The sequence below is a fragment of the Enterobacter cloacae complex sp. 394F7 genome (genome assembly GCF_057320385.1).
The window spans coordinates 62,587-84,475 of sequence record NZ_JBXWCS010000009.1 but is presented as its reverse complement, the minus strand read 5'-3'; the positions used below and the strand labels follow the sequence as shown (position 1 = coordinate 84,475).

Annotated in this window: 23 protein-coding genes; 15 read left to right on the top strand and 8 right to left on the bottom strand. The window is 53.3% G+C overall.

Going from position 1 to position 21,889, the window contains the following annotated elements; genetic code table 11:
* Positions 1–102: 102 nt before the first annotated feature.
* From rsfS to lipA, 10 genes are all read left to right on the top strand, one after another.
* Positions 103–420: a ribosome silencing factor gene (gene rsfS, locus AC2FAK_RS14520; RefSeq protein WP_003858696.1), complete on the top strand. Its 318-nt coding sequence runs from the start codon at positions 103–105 to the stop codon at positions 418–420.
* Between the two features lie 3 nt (positions 421–423).
* Positions 424–891: a 23S rRNA (pseudouridine(1915)-N(3))-methyltransferase RlmH gene (gene rlmH, locus AC2FAK_RS14515; RefSeq protein WP_003858701.1), complete on the top strand. Its 468-nt coding sequence runs from the start codon at positions 424–426 to the stop codon at positions 889–891.
* 28 nt (positions 892–919) lie between these two features.
* Positions 920–2,821 (top strand): peptidoglycan DD-transpeptidase MrdA, encoded by a 1,902-nt coding sequence (mrdA, locus tag AC2FAK_RS14510; protein WP_013097589.1) that lies wholly within the window; start codon positions 920–922, stop codon positions 2,819–2,821.
* A gap of 2 nt (positions 2,822–2,823) precedes the next feature.
* Positions 2,824–3,936 carry a peptidoglycan glycosyltransferase MrdB gene (gene mrdB, locus AC2FAK_RS14505; RefSeq protein ID WP_013097590.1) on the top strand — a complete coding sequence of 371 codons (1,113 nt, stop codon included), beginning with the start codon at positions 2,824–2,826 and terminating at the stop codon, positions 3,934–3,936.
* 16 nt (positions 3,937–3,952) lie between these two features.
* Positions 3,953–5,065 (top strand): endolytic peptidoglycan transglycosylase RlpA, encoded by a 1,113-nt coding sequence (gene rlpA / locus AC2FAK_RS14500; RefSeq protein WP_013097591.1) that lies wholly within the window; start codon positions 3,953–3,955, stop codon positions 5,063–5,065.
* Positions 5,066–5,204: 139 nt separating this feature from the next.
* Entirely contained in the window at positions 5,205–6,416 is a 1,212-nt protein-coding gene (gene dacA / locus AC2FAK_RS14495) for a D-alanyl-D-alanine carboxypeptidase DacA (protein WP_013097592.1), read from the top strand.
* A 105-nt stretch (positions 6,417–6,521) separates the two neighbouring features.
* Positions 6,522–6,785 carry a DUF493 family protein YbeD gene (gene ybeD / locus AC2FAK_RS14490; RefSeq protein ID WP_003858718.1) on the top strand — a complete coding sequence of 88 codons (264 nt, stop codon included), beginning with the start codon at positions 6,522–6,524 and terminating at the stop codon, positions 6,783–6,785.
* 93 nt (positions 6,786–6,878) lie between these two features.
* Positions 6,879–7,520: a lipoyl(octanoyl) transferase LipB gene (lipB, locus tag AC2FAK_RS14485; RefSeq protein ID WP_013097593.1), complete on the top strand. Its 642-nt coding sequence runs from the start codon at positions 6,879–6,881 to the stop codon at positions 7,518–7,520.
* Between the two features lie 291 nt (positions 7,521–7,811).
* A complete protein-coding gene (locus tag AC2FAK_RS14480) occupies positions 7,812–8,765 on the top strand; it encodes a YbeF family transcriptional regulator (protein WP_095454632.1) in 954 nt (317 codons plus the stop codon).
* 207 nt (positions 8,766–8,972) lie between these two features.
* A complete protein-coding gene (gene lipA, locus AC2FAK_RS14475) occupies positions 8,973–9,938 on the top strand; it encodes a lipoyl synthase (protein ID WP_013097595.1) in 966 nt (321 codons plus the stop codon).
* 81 nt (positions 9,939–10,019) lie between these two features.
* Here lipA and tatE read toward each other — a convergent pair whose 3' ends face one another.
* Positions 10,020–10,223, bottom strand: a complete 204-nt coding sequence (gene tatE, locus AC2FAK_RS14470; protein WP_013097596.1) for a twin-arginine translocase subunit TatE — start codon at positions 10,221–10,223, stop codon at positions 10,020–10,022.
* A 125-nt stretch (positions 10,224–10,348) separates the two neighbouring features.
* Positions 10,349–11,137: a deaminated glutathione amidase gene (locus AC2FAK_RS14465; RefSeq protein ID WP_095454633.1), complete on the bottom strand. Its 789-nt coding sequence runs from the start codon at positions 11,135–11,137 to the stop codon at positions 10,349–10,351.
* A gap of 67 nt (positions 11,138–11,204) precedes the next feature.
* Between AC2FAK_RS14465 and crcB the strand changes: the two genes are divergently transcribed.
* Positions 11,205–11,588, top strand: a complete 384-nt coding sequence (crcB, locus tag AC2FAK_RS14460; protein WP_029882131.1) for a fluoride efflux transporter CrcB — start codon at positions 11,205–11,207, stop codon at positions 11,586–11,588.
* A gap of 219 nt (positions 11,589–11,807) precedes the next feature.
* Here crcB and cspE read toward each other — a convergent pair whose 3' ends face one another.
* On the bottom strand, positions 11,808–12,017 hold the full coding sequence (gene cspE / locus AC2FAK_RS14455) for a transcription antiterminator/RNA stability regulator CspE (RefSeq protein ID WP_002439184.1): 210 nt from the start codon (positions 12,015–12,017) through the stop codon (positions 11,808–11,810).
* Positions 12,018–12,207: 190 nt separating this feature from the next.
* Entirely contained in the window at positions 12,208–12,825 is a 618-nt protein-coding gene (gene pagP / locus AC2FAK_RS14450) for a lipid IV(A) palmitoyltransferase PagP (protein WP_155687007.1), read from the bottom strand.
* A gap of 581 nt (positions 12,826–13,406) precedes the next feature.
* Between pagP and dcuC the strand changes: the two genes are divergently transcribed.
* Complete coding sequence (gene dcuC / locus AC2FAK_RS14445) at positions 13,407–14,774, top strand: anaerobic C4-dicarboxylate transporter DcuC (RefSeq protein ID WP_020685657.1); 1,368 nt, start codon at positions 13,407–13,409, stop codon at positions 14,772–14,774.
* Positions 14,775–14,867: 93 nt separating this feature from the next.
* The gene (gene rna, locus AC2FAK_RS14440; RefSeq protein ID WP_013097602.1) at positions 14,868–15,677 is read left to right on the top strand and encodes a ribonuclease I; all 810 of its coding nucleotides are present in this window, start codon (positions 14,868–14,870) and stop codon (positions 15,675–15,677) included.
* Here rna and AC2FAK_RS14435 read toward each other — a convergent pair.
* Positions 15,671–16,288: a flavin reductase family protein gene (locus AC2FAK_RS14435; protein WP_095454634.1), complete on the bottom strand. Its 618-nt coding sequence runs from the start codon at positions 16,286–16,288 to the stop codon at positions 15,671–15,673. The two genes, rna and AC2FAK_RS14435, sit on opposite strands and share 7 nt — an antisense overlap.
* A gap of 266 nt (positions 16,289–16,554) precedes the next feature.
* On the opposite strand from AC2FAK_RS14435, the gene rnk reads away from it, so the two are divergent.
* Positions 16,555–16,965 carry a nucleoside diphosphate kinase regulator gene (rnk, locus tag AC2FAK_RS14430; protein WP_013097604.1) on the top strand — a complete coding sequence of 137 codons (411 nt, stop codon included), beginning with the start codon at positions 16,555–16,557 and terminating at the stop codon, positions 16,963–16,965.
* A 107-nt stretch (positions 16,966–17,072) separates the two neighbouring features.
* Here rnk and AC2FAK_RS14425 read toward each other — a convergent pair whose 3' ends face one another.
* A complete protein-coding gene (locus AC2FAK_RS14425; protein ID WP_013097605.1) occupies positions 17,073–18,311 on the bottom strand; it encodes a zinc-dependent alcohol dehydrogenase in 1,239 nt (412 codons plus the stop codon).
* 180 nt (positions 18,312–18,491) lie between these two features.
* Between AC2FAK_RS14425 and uspG the strand changes: the two genes are divergently transcribed.
* Positions 18,492–18,920 (top strand): universal stress protein UspG, encoded by a 429-nt coding sequence (uspG, locus tag AC2FAK_RS14420; protein WP_013097606.1) that lies wholly within the window; start codon positions 18,492–18,494, stop codon positions 18,918–18,920.
* A 60-nt stretch (positions 18,921–18,980) separates the two neighbouring features.
* Here the strand turns inward: uspG and ahpF are convergent, their stop codons facing one another.
* Together ahpF and ahpC are read right to left on the bottom strand one after the other, a co-directional pair.
* Entirely contained in the window at positions 18,981–20,546 is a 1,566-nt protein-coding gene (gene ahpF / locus AC2FAK_RS14415; protein ID WP_029882129.1) for an alkyl hydroperoxide reductase subunit F, read from the bottom strand.
* 188 nt (positions 20,547–20,734) lie between these two features.
* Positions 20,735–21,298: an alkyl hydroperoxide reductase subunit C gene (ahpC, locus tag AC2FAK_RS14410; RefSeq protein ID WP_008501015.1), complete on the bottom strand. Its 564-nt coding sequence runs from the start codon at positions 21,296–21,298 to the stop codon at positions 20,735–20,737.
* Between the last annotated feature and the right edge of the window lie 591 nt (positions 21,299–21,889).

Below are 21,889 nucleotides of genomic sequence, written 5' to 3'. Positions count from 1 at the left end.
AAGCCCGGCCGGTGACATTTGTCCCGACAGGGGCGTCAGTTCAGGTATACTGTCTGGCTACGAATTCATAGTTGCACAATCTCATTCACCCAGGGGGAAAACTTGCAGGGTAAAGCACTCCAGGATTTTGTTATCGACAAAATTGATGACCTGAAAGGTCAGGACATCATCGCTATCGACGTTAAGGGTAAATCCAGCATCACCGACTGCATGATCATCTGCACCGGTACGTCTACTCGCCATGTGGTTTCAATTGCCGATCATGTTGTGCAGGAATCACGTGCAGCAGGGCTGTTACCGCTCGGTGTTGAAGGTGAAGCGACCGCTGACTGGGTGGTTGTCGATCTTGGCGATGTGATTGTCCACGTCATGCAGGAAGAGAGCCGTCGCCTGTATGAGCTGGAAAAACTCTGGGGTTAATGCGTGAAGTTGCAGCTGGTCGCCGTCGGCACCAAAATGCCGGACTGGGTACAAACCGGTTTTACTGAATATCTGCGTCGTTTCCCTAAAGATATGCCGTTCGAGCTGGTGGAGATCCCCGCCGGAAAGCGCGGCAAGAACGCGGATATCAAACGCATTCTTGATAAAGAGGGAGAACTGATGCTGGCTGCCGCAGGCAAAAACCGCATCGTGACCCTCGATATTCCAGGCAAGCCCTGGGATACGCCGCAGCTGGCGCACGAACTGGAGCGCTGGAAGCAGGATGGTCGTGACGTCAGTCTGTTGATTGGCGGGCCTGAAGGGTTGTCCCCTGCCTGTAAAGCGGCGGCAGAACAAAGTTGGTCTCTCTCCGCGCTGACGCTTCCCCACCCGCTCGTTCGGGTACTGGTGGCAGAAAGCCTGTACCGCGCGTGGAGCATTACTACCAACCACCCCTATCACCGCGAGTAATGACTGACCAGGGTAGATTAAGCAGCGGATGAAACTACAGAATTCTTTTCGCGACTATACGGCTGAGTCCGCGCTGTTTGTGCGCCGGGCGCTGGTCGCCTTTACGGGGATTTTGCTGCTTACCGGCGTGCTGATCGCCAACCTTTATAATCTGCAAATTGTCCGCTATACCGATTACCAGACGCGCTCAAACGAAAACCGCATCAAGCTGGTGCCTATCGCCCCCAGCCGCGGCATTATTTACGACCGTAACGGCACCCCGCTGGCCTTAAACCGCACCATCTACCAGATTGAGATGATGCCGGAAAAAGTCGACAACGTGCAGGATACGCTGGAAGCATTGCGAAGCGTTGTCGATCTTAACGATGACGATATCGCTGCGTTCAAGAAAGAGCGCGCCCGTTCTCACCGTTTTACCTCCATTCCGGTTAAAACCAACCTGACGGAAGTCCAGGTCGCCCGCTTTGCCGTCAACCAGTACCGTTTCCCCGGTGTGGAAGTGAAAGGCTACAAGCGCCGCTATTACCCTTACGGTTCCGCACTGACGCACGTAATCGGCTACGTCTCCAAGATCAACGACAAAGACGTTGAGCGTCTCGATAAAGACGGCAAGCTGGCAAACTACGCCGCGACGCACGATATCGGTAAGCTGGGAATTGAACGCTATTACGAAGATGTCCTGCACGGGCAGACCGGCTATGAAGAGGTGGAAGTTAACAACCGTGGCCGCGTTATTCGTCAGCTGAAAGAGGTGCCGCCGCAGGCAGGACATGACGTCTACCTGACGCTCGACCTGAAACTCCAGCAGTATATTGAAACCTTACTGGCGGGCAGCCGTGCGGCAGTTGTCGTGACCGATCCGCGTACCGGCGGCATTCTGGCGATGGTCTCCATGCCAAGCTACGACCCTAACCTCTTTGTCGATGGGATTTCCAGTAAGGACTACTCCGGCCTGCTTAATGACCCGAACACGCCGCTGGTCAACCGCGCCACGCAGGGGGTCTATCCGCCGGCGTCCACGGTGAAACCTTACGTCGCCGTCTCGGCGCTGAGCGCGGGTGTCATCAACCGCAACACCAGCCTGTTTGACCCGGGCTGGTGGCAGTTACCGGGTTCAGAGAAACGCTATCGCGACTGGAAAAAATGGGGCCACGGTCATCTGAACGTGACGAAATCGCTGGAAGAGTCTGCGGATACCTTCTTCTATCAGGTGGCGTACGACATGGGTATTGACCGCCTGTCAGAGTGGATGAGCAAATTTGGCTACGGCCATTACACCGGGGTCGATCTCGCCGAAGAACGCTCCGGCAACATGCCAACCCGCGAGTGGAAGCTAAAGCGCTTTAAGAAACCGTGGTATCAGGGTGATACCATTCCGGTGGGTATCGGCCAGGGCTACTGGACCGCAACCCCGCTGCAGATGAACAAAGCGATGATGATCCTCATCAACGACGGCGTGGTGAAAGTCCCGCACCTGCTGCAAAGTACCGTTGAAGAGGGCAAAAAAGTGCCGTGGATCCAGCCGCATGAACCGCCAGTGGGGGATATTCACTCCGGCTTCTGGGAGATCGCCAAAGACGGGATGTACGGGGTGGCAAACCGCCCGAACGGTACCGCGCATAAGTATTTCGCCGGTGCGCCGTATAAAGTGGCCGCCAAATCCGGTACGGCGCAGGTCTTCGGCCTGAAGGCCAACGAAACCTATAACGCGCACCGCATTGCCGAACGACTGCGTGACCATAAGCTCATGACGGCATTTGCACCCTATGATAACCCGCAGGTGGCGGTGGCAATGATTCTGGAAAACGGTGGCGCAGGGCCAGCCGTGGGTACCATCATGCGCCAAATCCTCGACCACATCATGCTGGGTGATAACAACACCGAACTGCCGGCTGAAAACCCGGCGGCCGCTGCGGCGGAGGACCAATAATCATGACGGATAATCCAAATAAAAAATCGCTGTGGGATAAAATCCACATCGACCCAGCCATGCTGCTGATCCTGCTGGCTCTGCTGGTTTACAGCGCTCTGGTTATCTGGAGCGCCAGCGGCCAGGACATCGGCATGATGGAGCGCAAGATTGGCCAGATCGCGATGGGGCTGGTCATTATGGTCGTCATGGCGCAGATCCCGCCACGCGTCTACGAAGGCTGGGCCCCCTATCTCTACATCTTCTGTATTATTTTGCTGGTTGCGGTAGATGCCTTTGGGGCCATCTCCAAAGGCGCACAGCGCTGGCTGGATCTGGGCGTAGTTCGCTTTCAGCCCTCGGAAATTGCCAAAATCGCCGTTCCACTGATGGTGGCACGCTTTATCAACCGCGATGTCTGTCCGCCATCACTGAAAAACACGGCCATCGCGCTGGTATTGATTTTCCTGCCAACGTTGCTGGTGGCGGCACAGCCTGACCTTGGTACCTCTATCCTCATCGCACTCTCCGGCCTGTTTGTTCTCTTCTTGTCGGGCCTGAGCTGGCGTCTGATTGGTATTGCGGTGGTGCTGGTTGCCGCGTTCATCCCTATTCTCTGGTTCTTCCTGATGCATGATTACCAGCGCCAGCGCGTGATGATGCTGCTCGATCCGGAAACCGATCCGCTGGGTGCGGGCTATCATATTATTCAGTCCAAGATCGCGATTGGCTCCGGTGGCCTGCGCGGCAAAGGATGGCTGCACGGCACCCAGTCGCAGCTGGAGTTCTTACCAGAGCGCCATACCGACTTTATCTTTGCGGTCCTGGCGGAAGAGCTTGGGCTGGTCGGCATCTTGATCTTACTCGCGCTGTATGTACTGTTAATCATGCGCGGGTTGTGGATTGCCGCGCGCGCGCAAACCACCTTTGGCCGCGTCATGGCGGGCGGGTTAATGTTGATTTTATTCGTTTATGTCTTCGTAAATATTGGTATGGTGAGTGGTATTCTGCCGGTTGTAGGCGTTCCGCTTCCGCTGGTGAGTTACGGAGGCTCGGCACTGATCGTGTTGATGGCCGGGTTTGGTATCGTGATGTCGATCCATACCCACAGAAAAATGTTGTCAAAAAGCGTATAAAAATAAGGGGATCGGAATGCGTAAGCAGTGGCTGGGGATCTGCATTGCGGCAAGTTTACTTGCGGCGTGCACAAGTGATGATGGTCAGCAACAGGCAACCGTCGCGCCGCCGCAGCCTGCGGTGTGTAATGGCCCAATCGTTGAAATCAGCGGCGCCGATCCCGTTTATGAACCGCTCAACGCCAGCGCGAATCAGGATTATGAGCGCGACGGCAAAAGCTACAAAATCGTTCAGGACCCTTCCCGTTTCAGCCAGGCGGGTTTCGCCGCCATTTATGATGCGGAACCCGGGAGCAACCTGACGGCATCAGGAGAAGCGTTCGACCCGACGCAACTCACTGCAGCACACCCGACGCTGCCTATCCCAAGCTACGCGCGTATCACCAACCTGGCGAATGGCCGTATGATCGTAGTCCGCATTAACGATCGCGGTCCGTACGGTAACGACCGTGTGATTTCGCTGTCGCGCGCCTCCGCCGACCGCCTGAACACCTCGAACAATACCAAGGTTCGTATCGACCCCATTATCGTGGCACCGGATGGCTCGCTCTCCGGGCCGGGTACCGCGTGTACGACAGTGGCGAAACAGACCTACGCCCTTCCCGATCGTCCGAATCTTGACGGTGGCATGGGGAGCGTCTCATCGCCGGCCGAGCCTTCTCAGCCAGCAGGCGAAGTGCGTCCTATCAGCAACGACACGCTGCAAAGCGATGACAGCACTGGCGCACCGGTAAAGAGTAGCGGTTTCCTGGGGGCTCCAACGACCCTGGCCTCCGGCGTGCTGGAAGGCAGTGAACCTGCCCCGGCGCCTGTTGCCGCCCCCGTCGCGCAGCAGCCTGCCCCCGTCACCGCTCCGGCAACGACCCAGAGCGCGGCGGCAGCAGCGCCTGCTGCCGCTTCCAGCGGCGGCTTTGTCGTTCAGGTGGGCGCCGTCAGCGATCAGGCCCGCGCGCAGCAGTATCAACAGCGCCTGAGCCAGCAGTTTGGCGTTCCAGGCCGCGTTGAGCAAAACGGGGCGGTGTGGCGTATTCAGATGGGACCGTTTGCCAGCAAATCGCAGGCAGCGACCCTGCAGCAGCGTCTGCAAAATGAAGCGCAACTCCAGTCATTTATCGCTGTAGCGAAGTAATGTATCGGCGGCATCCGAATTGTCAGTTTGTGTAAAAGTCATTCACAAACTCATGCTTAAAGTCGGATGCCTGCCTGAATAGCATTTGCTATAGTAAGGCACTTTTTTTAATTCCATCACGGATGTCGTAGTTCTGACCATGAAGACCACTTTTTCTGCTCGTTTTGTGCAGCGCATGGCGCTGACCACGGCCCTTTGCGCTGCTGCGCTCTCCGCAGCTCACGCCGATGACCTGAACATCAAGACCATGATCCCTGGCGTTCCGCAAATCGATGCGGAATCCTACATCCTGATCGATTACAACTCTGGCAAAGTTCTGGCAGAACAGAATGCCGATGCCCGCCGCGATCCGGCCAGCCTGACGAAAATGATGACCAGCTACGTTATCGGCCAAGCGATGAAGGCAGGTAAATTTAAAGAAACAGACCTGGTCACCATCGGTAACGATGCGTGGGCAACCGGGAACCCGGTCTTTAAAGGCTCTTCTTTAATGTTCCTGAAACCGGGTATGCAGGTTCCTGTCTCTCAGCTGATTCGTGGTATCAACCTGCAGTCCGGTAACGACGCCTGTGTCGCCATGGCCGATTTTGCTGCGGGCAGCCAGGATGCGTTTGTGGGCCTGATGAACAGCTATGTTTCTGCGCTGGGCCTGAAAAACAGCCACTTCCAGACCGTTCACGGCCTGGATGCGGAGGGTCAGTACAGCTCTGCGCGCGATATGGCGCTGATTGGCCAGGCGCTGATCCGCGATGTACCGAACGAATACGCCATCTATAAAGAGAAAGAGTTTACCTTCAACGGTATTCGCCAGACCAACCGTAACGGCCTGCTGTGGGATAACAGCCTGAACGTTGACGGCATCAAAACCGGTCATACCGACAAAGCGGGTTACAACCTGGTCGCCTCTGCTACCGAAGGTCAGATGCGCCTGATCTCTGCCGTGATGGGCGGTCGTACCTTTAAAGGCCGTGAGACAGAAAGCAAAAAACTGCTGACCTGGGGCTTCCGTTTCTTCGAAACCGTGAACCCACTGAAAGCAGGTAAAGAGTTTGCCTCTGAGCCGGTCTGGTTCGGTGATAACGATCGCGCCTCCCTGGGCGTGGACAAAGATCTGTACCTGACCATTCCACGCGGACGCATGAAAGACCTGAAAGCCAGCTACGTGCTGAACACCACCGAGCTGCATGCACCGCTGCAGAAAAACCAGGTTGTAGGCACCATTAACTTCCAGCTGGATGGCAAAACTATCGATCAGCGCCCGCTGGTTGTCCTGCAGGAAATTCCTGAAGGCAATTTCTTCGGCAAAATCATTGATTACATTAAATTGATGTTCCATCACTGGTTTGGCTAAAAATCGAACACTTGAAAGTGTGATTTTGATCCCCATATACTAAGTATCCTGATAACTCCCACCTGACGTGGGAGTTATTCTTTTTGACGTTACGCCGGAGCTGACATGAAAACCAAACTTAACGAACTGCTTGAATTCCCTACCCCATTTACTTACAAAGTAATGGGTCTGGCGAAACCTGAGCTGGTTGATCAGGTGGTTGAAGTGGTACAGCGCCATGCGCCGGGTGACTACTCTCCGTCAGTAAAACCAAGCAGCAAGGGCAACTACCACTCGGTATCTATTACCATTACCGCAACACACATTGAGCAGGTTGAGACGCTGTACGAAGAGCTCGGCAATATCGAAATTGTTCGTATGGTGCTGTAGTCCCTCTGCGGTTACCCGGTTTGCCGGGTAACCCCTCTCCCCGCTGTGATATACTCCCCTCATCTTTTGTCCCTCGTCTTCGGAGACGTCGTTTTGTATCAGGATAAAATTCTTGTCCGTCATCTCGGGCTGCAACCTTATGAGCCTGTCTCCCAGGCTATGCATGACTTCACCGACTCACGCGATGACACCACCCCTGATGAAATCTGGCTGGTAGAACACCTGCCGGTGTTTACGCAGGGGCAAGCGGGAAAAGCGGAACATTTATTGATGACGGGCGATATCCCGGTTATTCAGAGCGACCGCGGCGGGCAGGTTACGTACCATGGCCCAGGGCAACAGGTGATGTACGTTCTCCTGAACCTCAAACGCAGAAAGCTGGGCGTACGTGAACTGGTCACTCTGCTTGAGCAAACGGTCGTCAACACGCTGGCGGAATACGGTATTGATGCGCATCCGCGGGCCGACGCACCGGGAGTCTACGTGGGCGAGATGAAGATCTGCTCGCTGGGGCTGCGTATCCGTAAAGGCTGCTCGTTTCACGGGCTGGCTTTGAACATCAATATGGATTTGAAGCCCTTCCAGCGCATCAATCCCTGCGGCTATGCCGGGATGGAAATGACGCAAATGTGCCAGTGGGTTGATACGGCAACAACAGAAAATATCCGTCCTGTGCTTTTAGCTAATATGTTAGCACTACTTAACAATCCCCCGCACGAATATATCACTGCTTAATATATTATACATTGTGGCTCGATAATTTGACGGGCCACGATTTAATTGCCGCTTTTACACTTTACAATAATCCGCAGATTCTATATTTTCGAAGCGCTCGAATATTACCGATCCATATTATTTAGCCTCCCGTCAGCGCTGCGTGCAGGACCTAAGTAACTTGCGTGATAATCACTCAACTGGTTGTTTTTGATAAACAAGTGAAACAAAACCAACACTTTACGAATCTCTACAAGCATAATAAATAAATTCAACTATCATTCATGTTGTGAATGTGTACGGAGTAAAAGCGTGGAGTATAATAATTTACCAGCCAAACGCCTGAATGAACCCGGTGGCGAAGACAAGCCGCAAATTTTTCGGACTTTACGTAATATTGATCTCAATTTACTGACTATTTTTGAGGCGGTATATGTCCATAAGGGTATCGTTAACGCTGCGAAAATTCTTAATCTCACGCCCTCTGCAATAAGCCAGTCAATTCAAAAGCTGCGCGCTATATTTCCGGACCCGTTATTTATTCGTAAGGGACAGGGTGTCACCCCCACGGCTTACGCCACGCATCTGCATGAGTACATCAGCCAGGGGCTGGAGTCGATTCTGGGCGCGCTGGATTTAACCGGAAGCTACGACAAACAGCGAACCATCACCATCGGCTGCTCTCCCTCTGTGGGGGTGTTGGTTATGCCTGCCATTTACCAGGCCGTAAAAGAGCATGCGCCGCAGCTGCTGCTGCGTAATGTACCGATCAGCGAACCTGACGTGCAGCTTGCCCAGTTCCAGACCGATTTAATTATCGACAGCGGCAGCTTCAGCGCCCGCGCGTTGGGGCAAAATATCCTCTATGCCGACAACCTGGTGCTGGTCTGTCGCCAGCAGCATCCGGTGCTCAGCGAGCCGCTCACCATAGAAAATCTGCGTAACTACGATCACTCGTCATTTATGACGGAAGGACAGTCTCATCATGCGCTGCGCCAGCGTATCGATGACATTTTCCCGGAGCGACAGATAAGCTTCAGCAGTTACAATATGTTCACTACCGCGTCCCTGATTGGCAGCAGTGACATGCTCTGCATCATGCCTTCGCGCCTGTATCATCTGCTGCGGAAATGCTGGCCGCTGGAAAGTATTCCGCTCAGCCAGTTGAATGCAGAATCTATTGAGATTTCACTGCATTACAATAAGCTCAGTCTGCGCGATCCGGTACTTGAAAATGTGATCCGCATCATCCGCCAGGCCTTCTGACAGGTTTACACAGCACAAGCCCCTGCCGCACGCAGGGCAAAAGGCACAAAACAACAACTATTTTACAAATTGGCGACCTGGCAGGCTGCTTTAACGACCGTTTCAATGATATACTGCCTGTCGTTCGTTCAAAAATAGTTGATAAATACAACATTCCCTTGAATTGAAACGCTTTCCTTCGATATTCGCAACTGGAACACGCACGCTATGAGTAAACCCATTGTGATGGAACGCGGTGTAAAATACCGCGATGCCGATAAAATGGCCCTTATCCCGGTTAAAAACGTGGCTACAGAGCGCGAGGCGCTGTTAAGAAAACCGGAATGGATGAAAATCAAACTTCCGGCCGACTCTTCGCGTATCCAGGGGATCAAAGCGGCGATGCGTAAGAATGGCCTTCACTCTGTATGTGAAGAAGCCTCTTGCCCGAACCTTGCTGAGTGTTTCAACCACGGCACCGCGACGTTTATGATTCTGGGTGCTATCTGTACCCGCCGTTGCCCGTTCTGCGATGTTGCTCATGGCCGCCCGGTGGCACCAGATGCAAACGAACCTCAAAAACTGGCGCAGACCATTGCTGATATGGCGCTGCGTTATGTGGTCATTACCTCCGTTGACCGTGATGACCTGCGTGATGGGGGTGCTCAGCACTTTGCTGACTGCATTACTGCCATTCGCGAGAAAAGCCCGAACATTAAGATTGAGACGCTGGTGCCGGATTTCCGTGGTCGTATGGACCGCGCGCTGGATATCCTGACCGCAACGCCACCAGACGTCTTTAACCACAACCTGGAGAACGTACCGCGTCTCTACCGTCAGGTGCGTCCGGGTGCTGACTACAACTGGTCCCTGAAGCTGCTGGAGCGTTTTAAAGAAGCGCATCCACATATTCCTACCAAGTCAGGTCTGATGGTCGGTCTTGGTGAGACCAATGACGAAATCATCGAAGTGATGCGCGATCTGCGTCGCCACGGCGTGACCATGCTGACGCTGGGCCAGTATCTGCAGCCAAGCCGTCATCACCTGCCGGTGCAGCGCTACGTTAGCCCGGATGAATTTGATGAGATGAAAGCGGAAGCGATGGCGATGGGCTTCACCCATGCTGCCTGCGGTCCGTTTGTGCGTTCCTCTTACCATGCCGATATGCAGGCAAAAGGCGAAGAAGTTAAATAACCCTGTAATATTCACTTACAGGAATACAAAAAAACCGGCCTGTTGAGCCGGTTTTTTTTCGCAAGCCTTAAGGCATTGCCGTTACTCTTTGTGAGAGAGCTTTTCAGCCGGAACGGTATCCTCGGCGCTTTTCTTCGCTGCCGCGTCATCGTCGTTCATCGCTTTCTTAAAGCCTTTGATGGCGGCACCCAGGTCACCACCCAGCGTGCGTAACTTCTTGGTACCAAACAGCAGGACGACCAGTGCGGCAACCACCAGCAGTTTGGTAATACTAATCTCACCCATAGATACCTTCTTTACTTAAAACAGGCTGCATTCAGCGTCAAAACCGGATCATATTAACGGTCATTTGGCGCGTGCACACAATAGCAACCTGTAACAAGGTGAATCAAGCATTGTTGAAAAAAACATCACAATAATTGCGGTGGCGCAAAACGTCGGTTGCGAAGAACAGGTAATTGCTGCCGTGCAAGCGCTATCCTTTCTGAAATTATCTCCGCCATCAGTAAAACCGGACCTTCCGCTGCGGCGGCAATCGTGACGCCCAGCGGGTCAATCACCCTGCTCTGCCCGATATTTTTATTGCCGCACTCCCCTGCCGCGACCACATAACAGGTGGTATCCAGCGCGCGCGCCGTAAGCAACGTGGCCCAGTGATGCTCTTTCAGCGGCCCTTTAACCCACGCGGCAGGCAGAACAAGCACATCCGCTCCCTGTAATGCCAGGCTCAACGCCAGCTCAGGAAAACGCAAATCGTAGCAGGTCATCAGCCCAATGTTTAAACCATCAACCGCGATCAGGGGCGGAACGCACCCCCCCGGGTCAACCAGGCGCGACTCCTGGATACTGAACGCATCATAGAGATGAAGCTTGGCATAGCTGGCGATGATGACGCCGCCACGGATGGCTACCAGTGTGTTAACTGCCCGGCCAGGCGTTGACGGCACATGGACCGTCAACATTGTGGTCATGTCATTACCCGCGCTCTCGGCCAGTAATTGCTGTAAAAACGCGCCATCCAGCGGCTGCGCGGATTTCACCGACAAATCCGGGTCGTTATCATCGCGTGCCAGCAAGGCCTCTGGCAGCACCAGCAATGACGCTCCCTTCTGTTGTGCCTGTTTCATCAGCGAGACACACTGCGCCGCGTTCTCATGCCAGCGAGGCGTGACCGCAAACTGCCCTACCGCAACATACATATTTGTCTCCTGATTATAAACAGCGTTAAACTCGCCACTCTTACACATCAAATAGCAGGTATTTACAGTGTTACAACTCCTTTTAGCTGTTTTTATTGGTGGGGGGACGGGGAGCGTTGCGCGGTGGTTCCTGAGTATGCGGTTTAATCCACTGCATCAGGCGATTCCAATGGGAACACTGGCCGCAAACCTGATTGGTGCGTTTATCATTGGCATGGGTCTGGCCTGGTTTAACCGTATGACGCACATCGATCCCATGTGGAAAGTATTGATTACCACCGGGTTCTGCGGCGGTTTAACCACCTTCTCCACCTTTTCTGCGGAAACGGTGTTTTTGTTTCAGGAAGGCCGTATCGGCTGGGCGTTGCTGAACGTTGCGATAAATATGCTCGGCTCTTTTGCGATGACCGGGATCGCATTCTGGCTATTTTCTTCCGCCAGCCCCCACTAACTGCCGAAGCGTTAATGTTGGCTTAATTTTTCTCTGTCACTCTGGTGCCAATACAGAACGAGGGTGACAGAATGAAAGAGAGTTTGATGAGCGCAGGCGTGGTGTTGTTGAGCGTGCTGATCGTTGCCAGCTTCCTGAAGATGTATCTGCTTGGCTGATGCAAAACGAAAAAAACCCGCTCAGTGAGCGGGTTTTGAAATTCTTGCTGACGCGTCTGAATTACAGAGCGATTACGTTAGCAGCAGAAGGGCCTTTGGCACCGTTAGTGATTTCGAACTCTACACGCTGACCTTCAGCCAGAGTTTTGAAACCATTAGACTGGATTGCAGAGAAGTGTACGAACACGTCTTTGCTGCCATCTTCAGGAGTAATGAAACCGAATCCTTTGGACTCATTAAACCACTTAACGTTACCTTTAATCTTAGACATCAAAATTACCTTTACATTAAAAAACGACACAAATGCTGTGTCGGTTACCAGTACAACAATTGTGGGACCTTTTGTCCAGCGGATCTTTGATAAAAAGTGACTAAAGTCGCGTTAATTTTCGCTGGCGGATTTTTATCCCATATGAATCAACGACTGCGCATTTTTTCACCGCTTTGTCAGCTTTTTTCAGTTAAAACTGAAAACGCATCCAGGCGAAGTAAACGTTACCGTTGTTGTACGTACCGGGAATGTAGGTCATCTGGAACGTTGCAGGGCCATAACCAATTGAGGCCAGCGGCAGCAGAACCGGAATGGGGATATAGTTCCAGTTGTCGCGTGCAGTCACCCCGGCGGTATAGCCCAGGCCAACGTGGAAGTTGTCGTCAGCTAACGGACGCCAGGTTTTCTCCCAGCCATAGCCACCGATCGGTTCCCATTTGTTAAAGGAGTCTTTAAAGGCCATCAGATAAATACCGTGCCAGTTGCCCTTTTCGTCCCAGCGCGACTGACCAAAACCTGCCCCCCACGGGCGCTCGTTATATTTGTCGGTCTTTTCTTTGTCATAGGCAAAGCGTGCATGCCAGGTGATGGCCGGCACGTAGAGATCATAGTGCTCTGGCGCATTCCAGGTCTGCGAAACATTATCCGTAAAGGTGGAGAACCAGCCCTTATCCGTTGCGTTCTCTTCAGCCTGTGCCACAGAAGAGAGCGTTAACTGTGCAAAAATAAACAGAAAAATGAAGAAAAATTTATTACGTACGATCACAATGCAATTACCATTCTTAGTATTCGAGGCAAAGTTTACCATACAATAGTTGAATGGAGCCTTAACGGCATCGGCATTACTCCTAATTAATCAGCCACTTTGCGAGAATATTCTGAGAGCGGCACGGTGGCCTGTTGAATAATCATCTCCCGGGCGCGTTTAAACCTTTTTTAATAATGCCTACCGGTAAAAATAACCCTGCATTTAATATGGCTTTCAGGACAAACATAACGCCCTGTCTGCAAGGTATAAAGATTATCATTAGCCTCTACAGCCAGTGTTTTCGTGCTGCTCAGCCCCTTTCTCACGAAACGCTGTACGGACCCACTCACCAACGCGCACCGGCAGGAAAAGTCTTTTCCCCTCTTATTCAGGAACGTGTTAATATAGAATCAATAAATTAACAACTCATTAGCATTTAAATGACATACTCCACTGTTGTCACCGGTCAATACCCATATGTCATTATTGCCATCACCATGGCAAAAATATCGCTAACATCTGCTTTAGTAGTATATTTATTGATTTTAATCAGCAAGGACTGGCCATTAATTCGGCACATTCTCATCCTTCTTTTTTATTGATTATTTGTGCTCTCGGGCAGCAAGGATACAGGGGAAATCATGCTTACGTTTTTCGAGCTCCTTATCGGAGTCGTCGTCATTGTCGGTGTAGCACGCTACATCATTAAGGGGTATTCCGCCACGGGCGTGTTATTTGTCGGCGGCCTGGCCTTGCTGATCGTTAGCGCCCTGATGGGTCACCAGGTCTTACCCGCCAGCGCAGCGAGCACCGGGTATACCGCCACAGACATTGTTGAATACATTAAAATTCTGCTCATGAGCCGCGGTGGCGATCTGGGCATGATGATCATGATGCTGTGCGGTTTTGCCGCCTACATGACCCATATTGGTGCCAACGATATGGTCGTGAAGCTGGCCTCCAGACCGCTGCAGTACATCAACTCCCCGTATCTGCTGATGGTGGCAGCCTACTTCCTCGCCTGTCTGATGTCGCTGGCCGTGTCATCCGCCACTGGCCTGGGGGTATTGTTAATGGCTACCCTGTTCCCGGTGATGGTTAACGTCGGCATTAGCCGTGGTGCAGCGGCAGCTATCTGCGCCTCTCCGGCGGCCATTATTCTCTCCCCTACCTCTGGCGACGTCGTACTGGCGGCGAAAGCCGCAGAAATGTCACTCATCGATTTCGCCTTTAAAACCACGCTGCCGATTTCCATTGTGGCTATCGTGGGCATGGGGATCGCACATTTCTTCTGGCAGCGTTATCTCGATAAAAAAGAGCACATCAGCCACGAAATGATGGACGTGAATGAAATCACCACCACCGCTCCGGCGTTCTATTCCATTCTGCCGTTCACACCTATCATCGGCGTGCTGATTTTTGACGGCAAATGGGGACCACAGCTGCATATCATTACCATTCTGGTTATCTGTATGCTGCTGGCCGCCATGCTGGAATTTATTCGTGGTTTCAACACTCAGAAGGTATTTTCTGGCCTGGAAGTGGCGTATCGCGGTATGGCCGATGCGTTTGCAGGCGTTGTGATGCTGTTGGTGGCGGCGGGCGTCTTCGCGCAGGGTCTGAGCACTATCGGCTTTATTCAGAGCCTCATCTCCATCGCCACGTCGTTCGGCTCTGCCAGCATTATCCTGATGCTGGTACTGGTGGTGCTGACCATGCTGGCGGCAATGACCACCGGTTCAGGTAACGCGCCGTTCTACGCCTTCGTTGAGATGATCCCAAAACTGGCTCACTCCTCCGGTATTAACCCGGCTTACCTCTCCATTCCCATGCTGCAGGCGTCTAACCTCGGTCGTACCATTTCGCCGGTATCGGGTGTCGTAGTCGCGGTCGCCGGGATGGCAAAAATCTCGCCGTTCGAAGTGGTAAAACGCACGTCGGTCCCGGTGCTTGTGGGCCTGATCATCGTGATTATCGCAACCGAAGTGCTGGTTCCTGGCGCAGCCTGAGTAAAATGACCGATATCCAAAAAGCGCCTGCGGGCGCTTTTTGTGCTTTAATAACTTCCAGAAATCTATCGCGTTAACCCATCAGGAAATCACATGTTCAGGAAGGATATCGTTATCCCGTCTGGCGCCATGGCGCTTGCACTCTGTGTCTTCTCCGCGCAGGCGGATCCGCTCAAAGCCACGCAGTATGGCGATTTCGATCGCTACGTTCTGGCGCTTTCCTGGCAAACCGGGTTCTGCCAGAGCATGGCTGAACGTAACCGTAACGAACCCGAAGAGTGCCGTCTGCAAAAAGAGAGCAATAACAAGACCGATTATCTGACCGTACACGGATTATGGCCTGGCCTGCCAAAATCCATCGCCGCACGCGGCGTGGATGAACGCCGCTGGATGCGTTTTGGCTGCGCGACCCGCCCAATCCCGAACATGCCGGAAGCCAAAGCCAGCCGCAAATGCTCAGCCGCCGAAACCGGGCTATCACTGTCGGGTGCCGCAAAGCTGAACAGCGTCATGCCCGGTGCTGGCGGTAACTCCTGCCTGGAACGCTATGAATATGCCAAACACGGCGTCTGCTTCGGCTTTGATCCTGACGCCTATTTCGGCACCATGGTACGGATGAATCAGGAGATAAAAAACAGCGCGGTGGGTAAATTCCTGGCGGATAACTACGGTAAAACGGTAAGCCGTAAAGATTTTGATAACGCCGTGGCGAAAAGCTGGAGCAAAGACAATGTCAAAGCATTCAAACTGACCTGCAATGGCAATCCGGCCTACCTGACCGAAATGCAGATCTCGCTTAAGGCCAGCACCATTAATAACCCGCTGTCTGCCGGCTCTTTTGCGCCACAGCCACATCCGGGTAACTGTGGCAAACAGTTTGTTATCGATAAAGTGGGTTACTGATCCACAATCGGGCGCACCATATCGAAGCGGTGTTCATCACTGATGCCATAATAGGCCGTCGGCCCACCCGCACGCAGGATGGGCTGCGCTTTCGCCGTCTGATAGATCCCCTCTTCCAGCAGCGATTCTGCAATATGAATCCCCACCACTTCGCCCAGCACCAGCCAGGTGTCAACCGGCGTGCCGTCGGCGCCGGTCAGCTGAATACACTGCGACAGGCGGCACTCAAAGTTCACCGGACTCTCGGTCACGCGTGGCGCCTTTACAAGCTGGCTTGCCGCTGGCGTCAATCCGGAAAAAGAGAACTCGTCTTGATCGTGAGGCAGCGTAGCGGAGGTGAGATTCATCGCCTCAGCCAGATCGCGCGTGGCAAGGTTCCAGACAAACTCACCCGTTTCGTTAATATTACGCACGCTGTCTTTCCAGCCGTTGCTGGAAAAGCCAATAATCGGCGGGCGGTAGTTAAAGCAGTTAAAGAAGCTATACGGTGCCAGGTTGATCTTTCCTGCCTGGTCGCAGGAGGAGATCCAGCCAATCGGACGCGGACCAATAATGGCATTCAGCGGGTCATGCGGCAGGCCATGCCCCTGTGACGGTTGATAAAAGTACATAGCGCTCTCTTATAAGGGTCAGACGCGAACTGCGTTTACCCACTATCCTGATTCAGAACGTTCAGCGTAACGCAATCCGCCAGAAATGCAGACTGAATAAATTTCAGCGAAAATTCATATGGCCCATGAATGTGACCTCTATCACTTCAAAGTTGCGTGCGCAGACAGTATCATCGGGAGAGTTAAACCCTCGCTGCCAGACGGCGAGGGTTTTCTTTTGGATTGGTTTCTGCGTTACACGCAGCATTAACGACATGGAGTAAAAAATGTCCAGACCCACCATCATTATCAATGAACTTGACGCAGAACGTATTGACCGACTTCTGGAAAAACCAGAATTCGCCTCGCTCCCGGTAGCCGATGCCCTGAATGAAGAGCTCGACCGGGCGCAGATGTGTACCCCGGAGTCCATGCCGCATGACGTGGTCACCATGAACAGCCAGGTCAAATTCCGCAACCTGACAACGGGCGAAGAGTTAACCCGCACGCTGGTCTACCCGGCGCAAATGACCGACAGCAGCGCTCAGCTTTCCGTGCTGGCACCGGTCGGCGCGGCCCTGCTGGGCCTGCGTACGGGGGATACCATTCACTGGGAATTGCCGGGCGGTGCCTCGACCCATCTGGAAGTACTGGCGTTGCTCTACCAGCCAGAAGCGGCAGGCGATTACCTGCGTTAATCCCATCTGAACAAGCGCGACCCGCGTTGCACAGAGGATGCCTGCGCATCCTCTTTCCGCAGATTCGCCTGGACGTCCTATATCGTGCCGCAGGTAAGGGAACCGTCTTAAACCACCCCACCCGGAAACGCATTCACCAGCCCTTTAACCTGCTGTTCCGCCGCTTCCGGCGTTTCTGCACCGGGCACCAGAATCACCTTGCGGCACGCCTCCTCCCGTTTTTCAAAGATCCGGTAGGCGCGTTCGGCATCGTCCAGCGGCAGATAGTGGGTGACAATCTCCTCCGGCGTCAGCAGCCCCTTTTCGATCAGCGGTAACAACTCGCCAAGCCAGGCGTGGACATGGGTCTGGCCCATCTTAAAACTGAGCCCCTTATCGAAGGCATCACCAAACAGGAAGCCATGGATAAAGCCCGCATACACGCCGGGCACGCTCACCACCCCGCCCCGTCGAACAGCAGCAATACACTGACGCAGCGCTTTACCGCTGCTGCCCTCAATTTTAAGGTTGCTGAGGATGGTTTCCGTGGTGCTGCCTTTGGCTTCAAACCCCACGGCATCAATGACGGCATCCACGCCGCGCTGGCCTGCGGTTTGCTCAATGATTTTTTCCGCTGCGTCGTTGTCTTCATCAAAGTTGATGGGGATAGCGCCGTAGCGCTCTGCGGCAAAACGCAGACGATACGGGTGATGGTCAACCACAAAGATCTGTTCGGCACCTAACAGCCGCGCGCAGGCGATGGTCAGTAACCCCACCGGCCCTGCACCAAAAACGGCGACGCTGGAGCCTTTTTCAATCTGGGCATTTTTCGCCGCCTGCCAGGCGGTAGGCAAGATATCGGAGAGGAACAGCGCTTTATCATCGGAGAGCAGCTGAGGCACTTTGAACGGCCCGACGTTACCTTTGGGCACCCGAACGTATTCCGCTTGTCCACCGGGCACGCCGCCATAAAGATGGCTGTAGCCAAACAGCGCGGCGGGCGCGGGAATTTGCTTTTTATTCAGCGCGGCGCCCTGCCCGGCGTTGGTGCTCTCACAGGCCGCGTACTGCTGCAGGCGGCAAAAGAAGCAGTCACCGCAGGCGATGACAAAGGGGATCACCACCCGGTCGCCTTTTTGCAGCGTCTTCACTTCCCTGCCCGTCTCCACCACTTCGCCCATGAACTCGTGGCCAAAAATATCGCCGTGTTCAACTTTGGGGATCTTCCCGCGGTAGAGATGCAGATCCGATCCGCAGATCGCCGTGGCCGTTACGCGCAGGATAATATCGTCAGGTTGTTCAATAACAGGATCGGGGACATTCTCGACACGAACATGATGTGGACCGTGGTACGTGAGTGCTTTCATGCGACCTCCGAAAGGATCCGGGTAAGTATTTAAGGGTAGCGTTCCCTGACGACCTGCCCGGGATTAGCGGGCTTTTGAGATTTATCCTGGGAAAAACAGAAAAGTGCCGCAGTGCTTACAAAAACCATATTCATTTTATGGTTGAATGAGTCCAGCGTTTATAAACAAGGAGAAACGGGTATGTATCAAAGAATTATTATGCCGGTTGATGTTTTTGAGATGGAGCTGAGCGACAAGGCCGTACGCCATGCGGAATTTCTGGCGCAGCAGGACGGGATTATTCATCTTCTACACGTGCTGCCGGGTTCTGCCAGCCTGAGTCTGCATCGCTTTGCCGCCGATGTACGCCGCTTTGAAGAGCATCTGCAGCATGAGGCGGAAAATCGCCTGCAAACGATGGTCGGGCACTTCACCATCGATCCTTCCCGCATTAAAACGCATGTCCGGTTTGGCAGCGTGCGCGATGCCGTTAACGAGCTGGCGAGCGAGCTGAACGCCGACGTGGTGGTTATCGGTTCACGCAATCCGTCCATTACCACGCATCTGCTGGGTTCAAACGCCTCCAGCGTTATCCGTCACACCCACATTCCGGTGATGGTCGTGAGATAAAAAAAAGAGGCCACCTTCTGGTGGCCTCTCCTGGTGCAGGTGCAGTCTTACTGACTTTTATTATGCTGTTTTGGTGCGAATCAGGTAGTCGAACGCGCTCAGAGACGCTTTCGCCCCTTCACCGGTCGCGATGATGATCTGCTTGTACGGCACGGTAGTACAGTCGCCCGCCGCAAATACGCCCTTCACGCTGGTTTCACATTTGGCATCGATGATAATCTCGCCCATGCGGTTACGCTCAATGGCACCTTCCAGCCAGGTGGTATTTGGCAGCAGACCAATCTGCACGAAGATCCCCGAAAGCGGAACGCTGTGCACATCGCCACTGACGCGGTCGCGGTACTCCAGACCGGTGACTTTACTGCCGTCGCCCTTCACTTCCGTGGTCTGCGCATTCAGCACGATGTCGACGTTTTTCAGGCTGCGTACTTTATCCTGCAGTACCTGGTCTGCCTTCATCTCTGGTGCAAATTCCAGCAGGGTAACGTGTTCAACAATGCCCGCCAGGTCGATAGCCGCTTCAACACCGGAGTTACCGCCGCCAATCACCGCCACGCGTTTGCCTTTAAACAGCGGACCATCGCAGTGCGGGCAGTAGGTCACGCCTTTGGTGCGATACTGATCTTCACCTGGCACGTTCATGTTGCGCCATTTGGCACCGGTGGCAATGATAATACTGCGGGCTTTCAGCACCGCGCCGGAAGCGGTTTCAATCTGGTGTAAGCCACCTTCGACTGCGGCAGGAACCAGCTTGCTGGCGCTCTGGCTGTCGATCACATCCACTGCGTAATCATTGACGTGCGCTTTAAGTGCGCCAGCCAGTTTCTGGCCTTCGGTCTTCGGCACAGAAATGTAGTTTTCGATATCTACGGTATCCAGCACCTGGCCGCCAAAGCGTTCGCCCATCAGACCGGTACGAATACCTTTACGTGCTGAATAGACCGCTGCCGCGGCGCCCGCCGGGCCAGAGCCGACAATCAGTACATCATACGCATCGCGCTTGTTCAGCTCTTCTGCGGCACGTTTTTCGGCGCCGGTATCCACTTTGGCCACAATTTCGGACAAGGTCATACGGCCCTGGCCAAACTCCTGACCATTCAGGAACACTGCCGGAACACCCATCACGTTGCGATCGGTGATTTCGTTCTGAAAAGTGCCGCCATCAATTGCGGTGTGTTTAATACGCGGGTTCAGGACTGACATCAGGTTCAGCGCCTGCACCACGTCCGGGCAGTTGTGGCAGGAGAGCGAATAGTACGTTTCAAAGGTGAAATCCCCGTCGATATCGCGGATCTGCTCCAGCAGCGCCTGCGCCTCTTTCGACGGATGCCCACCGGTCCACAGCAGAGCCAGCACCAGTGAGGTAAATTCGTGGCCCAGTGGTGAGCCGGCAAAACGCGGCCCCTGATCAGAGCCCGGGTTGGTGATCAGGAAAGATGGCTTACGCACCGCCAGATCGTTCGCTTCTTTGAAGGTCACTTTCGGTGACAGTTCGGCGATCTCCGCCAGCAGTTCCTTGATTTCTGCCGATTTAGCGCTGTCGTCCAGCGTGGCAATCAGCTCAACAGGTTTGGTCAGTTTCTCAAGGTATGCCTTGAGCTGGGTTTTCATTGTAGTGTCGAGCATTGTTCTTCCCTCTCTAAAAACGTCATCATGCAAGCTGCCTTATACGGGCGGCCTGAATGCAACTTGCATCATGGTGCTGGAATGAAATGGGCGCGGGGGGCGCCCATGGGTTGCCGGGTGGCACGTCGTTTACCCGGCCTACGATACTGTAGGCCAGTGCAAGCGCAGCGCCGCCAGACTTTACAGACTTAGATCTTGCCAACCAGGTCTAAAGATGGAGCCAGCGTCGCTTCGCCTTCTTTCCATTTCGCCGGGCACACTTCGCCTGGGTGAGACGCCACGTACTGAGCTGCTTTCACTTTACGCAGCAGGTCAGATGCATCACGGCCGATACCTTCAGCGGTAACTTCGATAGCCTGGATAATGCCCTGCGGGTCAACAACGAAGGTCGCACGGTCTGCCAGGCCTTCATCTTCACGCATGTTGTCGAAGTTACGGGTCAGGGCGCCAGTCGGGTCACCGATCATCGCGTATTTGATTTTCGCGATGGTTTCAGAGCTGCTGTGCCACGCTTTGTGGGTGAAGTGGGTGTCGGTAGAGACAGAGTACACGTCTACGCCCAGCTTCTGCAGTTCATCGTAGTGATCGGCCACGTCACCCAGTTCGGTCGGGCAAACGAAAGTGAAGTCAGCCGGATAGAAGAAGAACACGCTCCAGCGGCCTTCGGTATCTTTCTCAGTGACTTCAATGAATTCGCCGTTTTTGAACGCCTGGTTTTTGAAAGGTTTAATTTTGGTGTTAATCAAAGACATCTGTACTTCCTCCGTGTTTTCGTTGAGATGTAAGGTAACGAACTTTCGCTACATGGGCTAATGCGTTTGCTTTATCAAATCAATCAGCCATACCTAACAACCCGAACAAGACAACGTTGTGAACCCAATGAATAAAAGCCCGAAAGTAAAAAGGCCGCCCTGGTGGGCGGCCCTGATACCTGAACTTTCCACAGGAACTTTCAGTGCCAGTGAGACTGGCGTTGCGTTGCGCTCTACATACCTTTATATCAAGGTCGTTACAGCCCCCTGATTACAGCACCCGTGCCGGGACAGGGCAATGGATTGAAGGGATAATCGTATCTATGGCTGTGATAGGTTTTACCAAACTAAGCATTCCCCATCGCCGCTAATGCTCACGCCAGTAAAAATAAAAATGAGTGATAATTACTTGTCCATATATAAATCTGACTATTTTTATTCAGTCCTGCCTTCTATTTTAAAGGTAAAAATATCTTAACCATTATTGAAGTTCTATTTCATTAATCTACGTTCGTGATATATTAAGTTGGTTTTCAATCATAATTAAGCGAGCTAACCATCAAGGATGGTAAATGGTTACGTTCCTTCTAT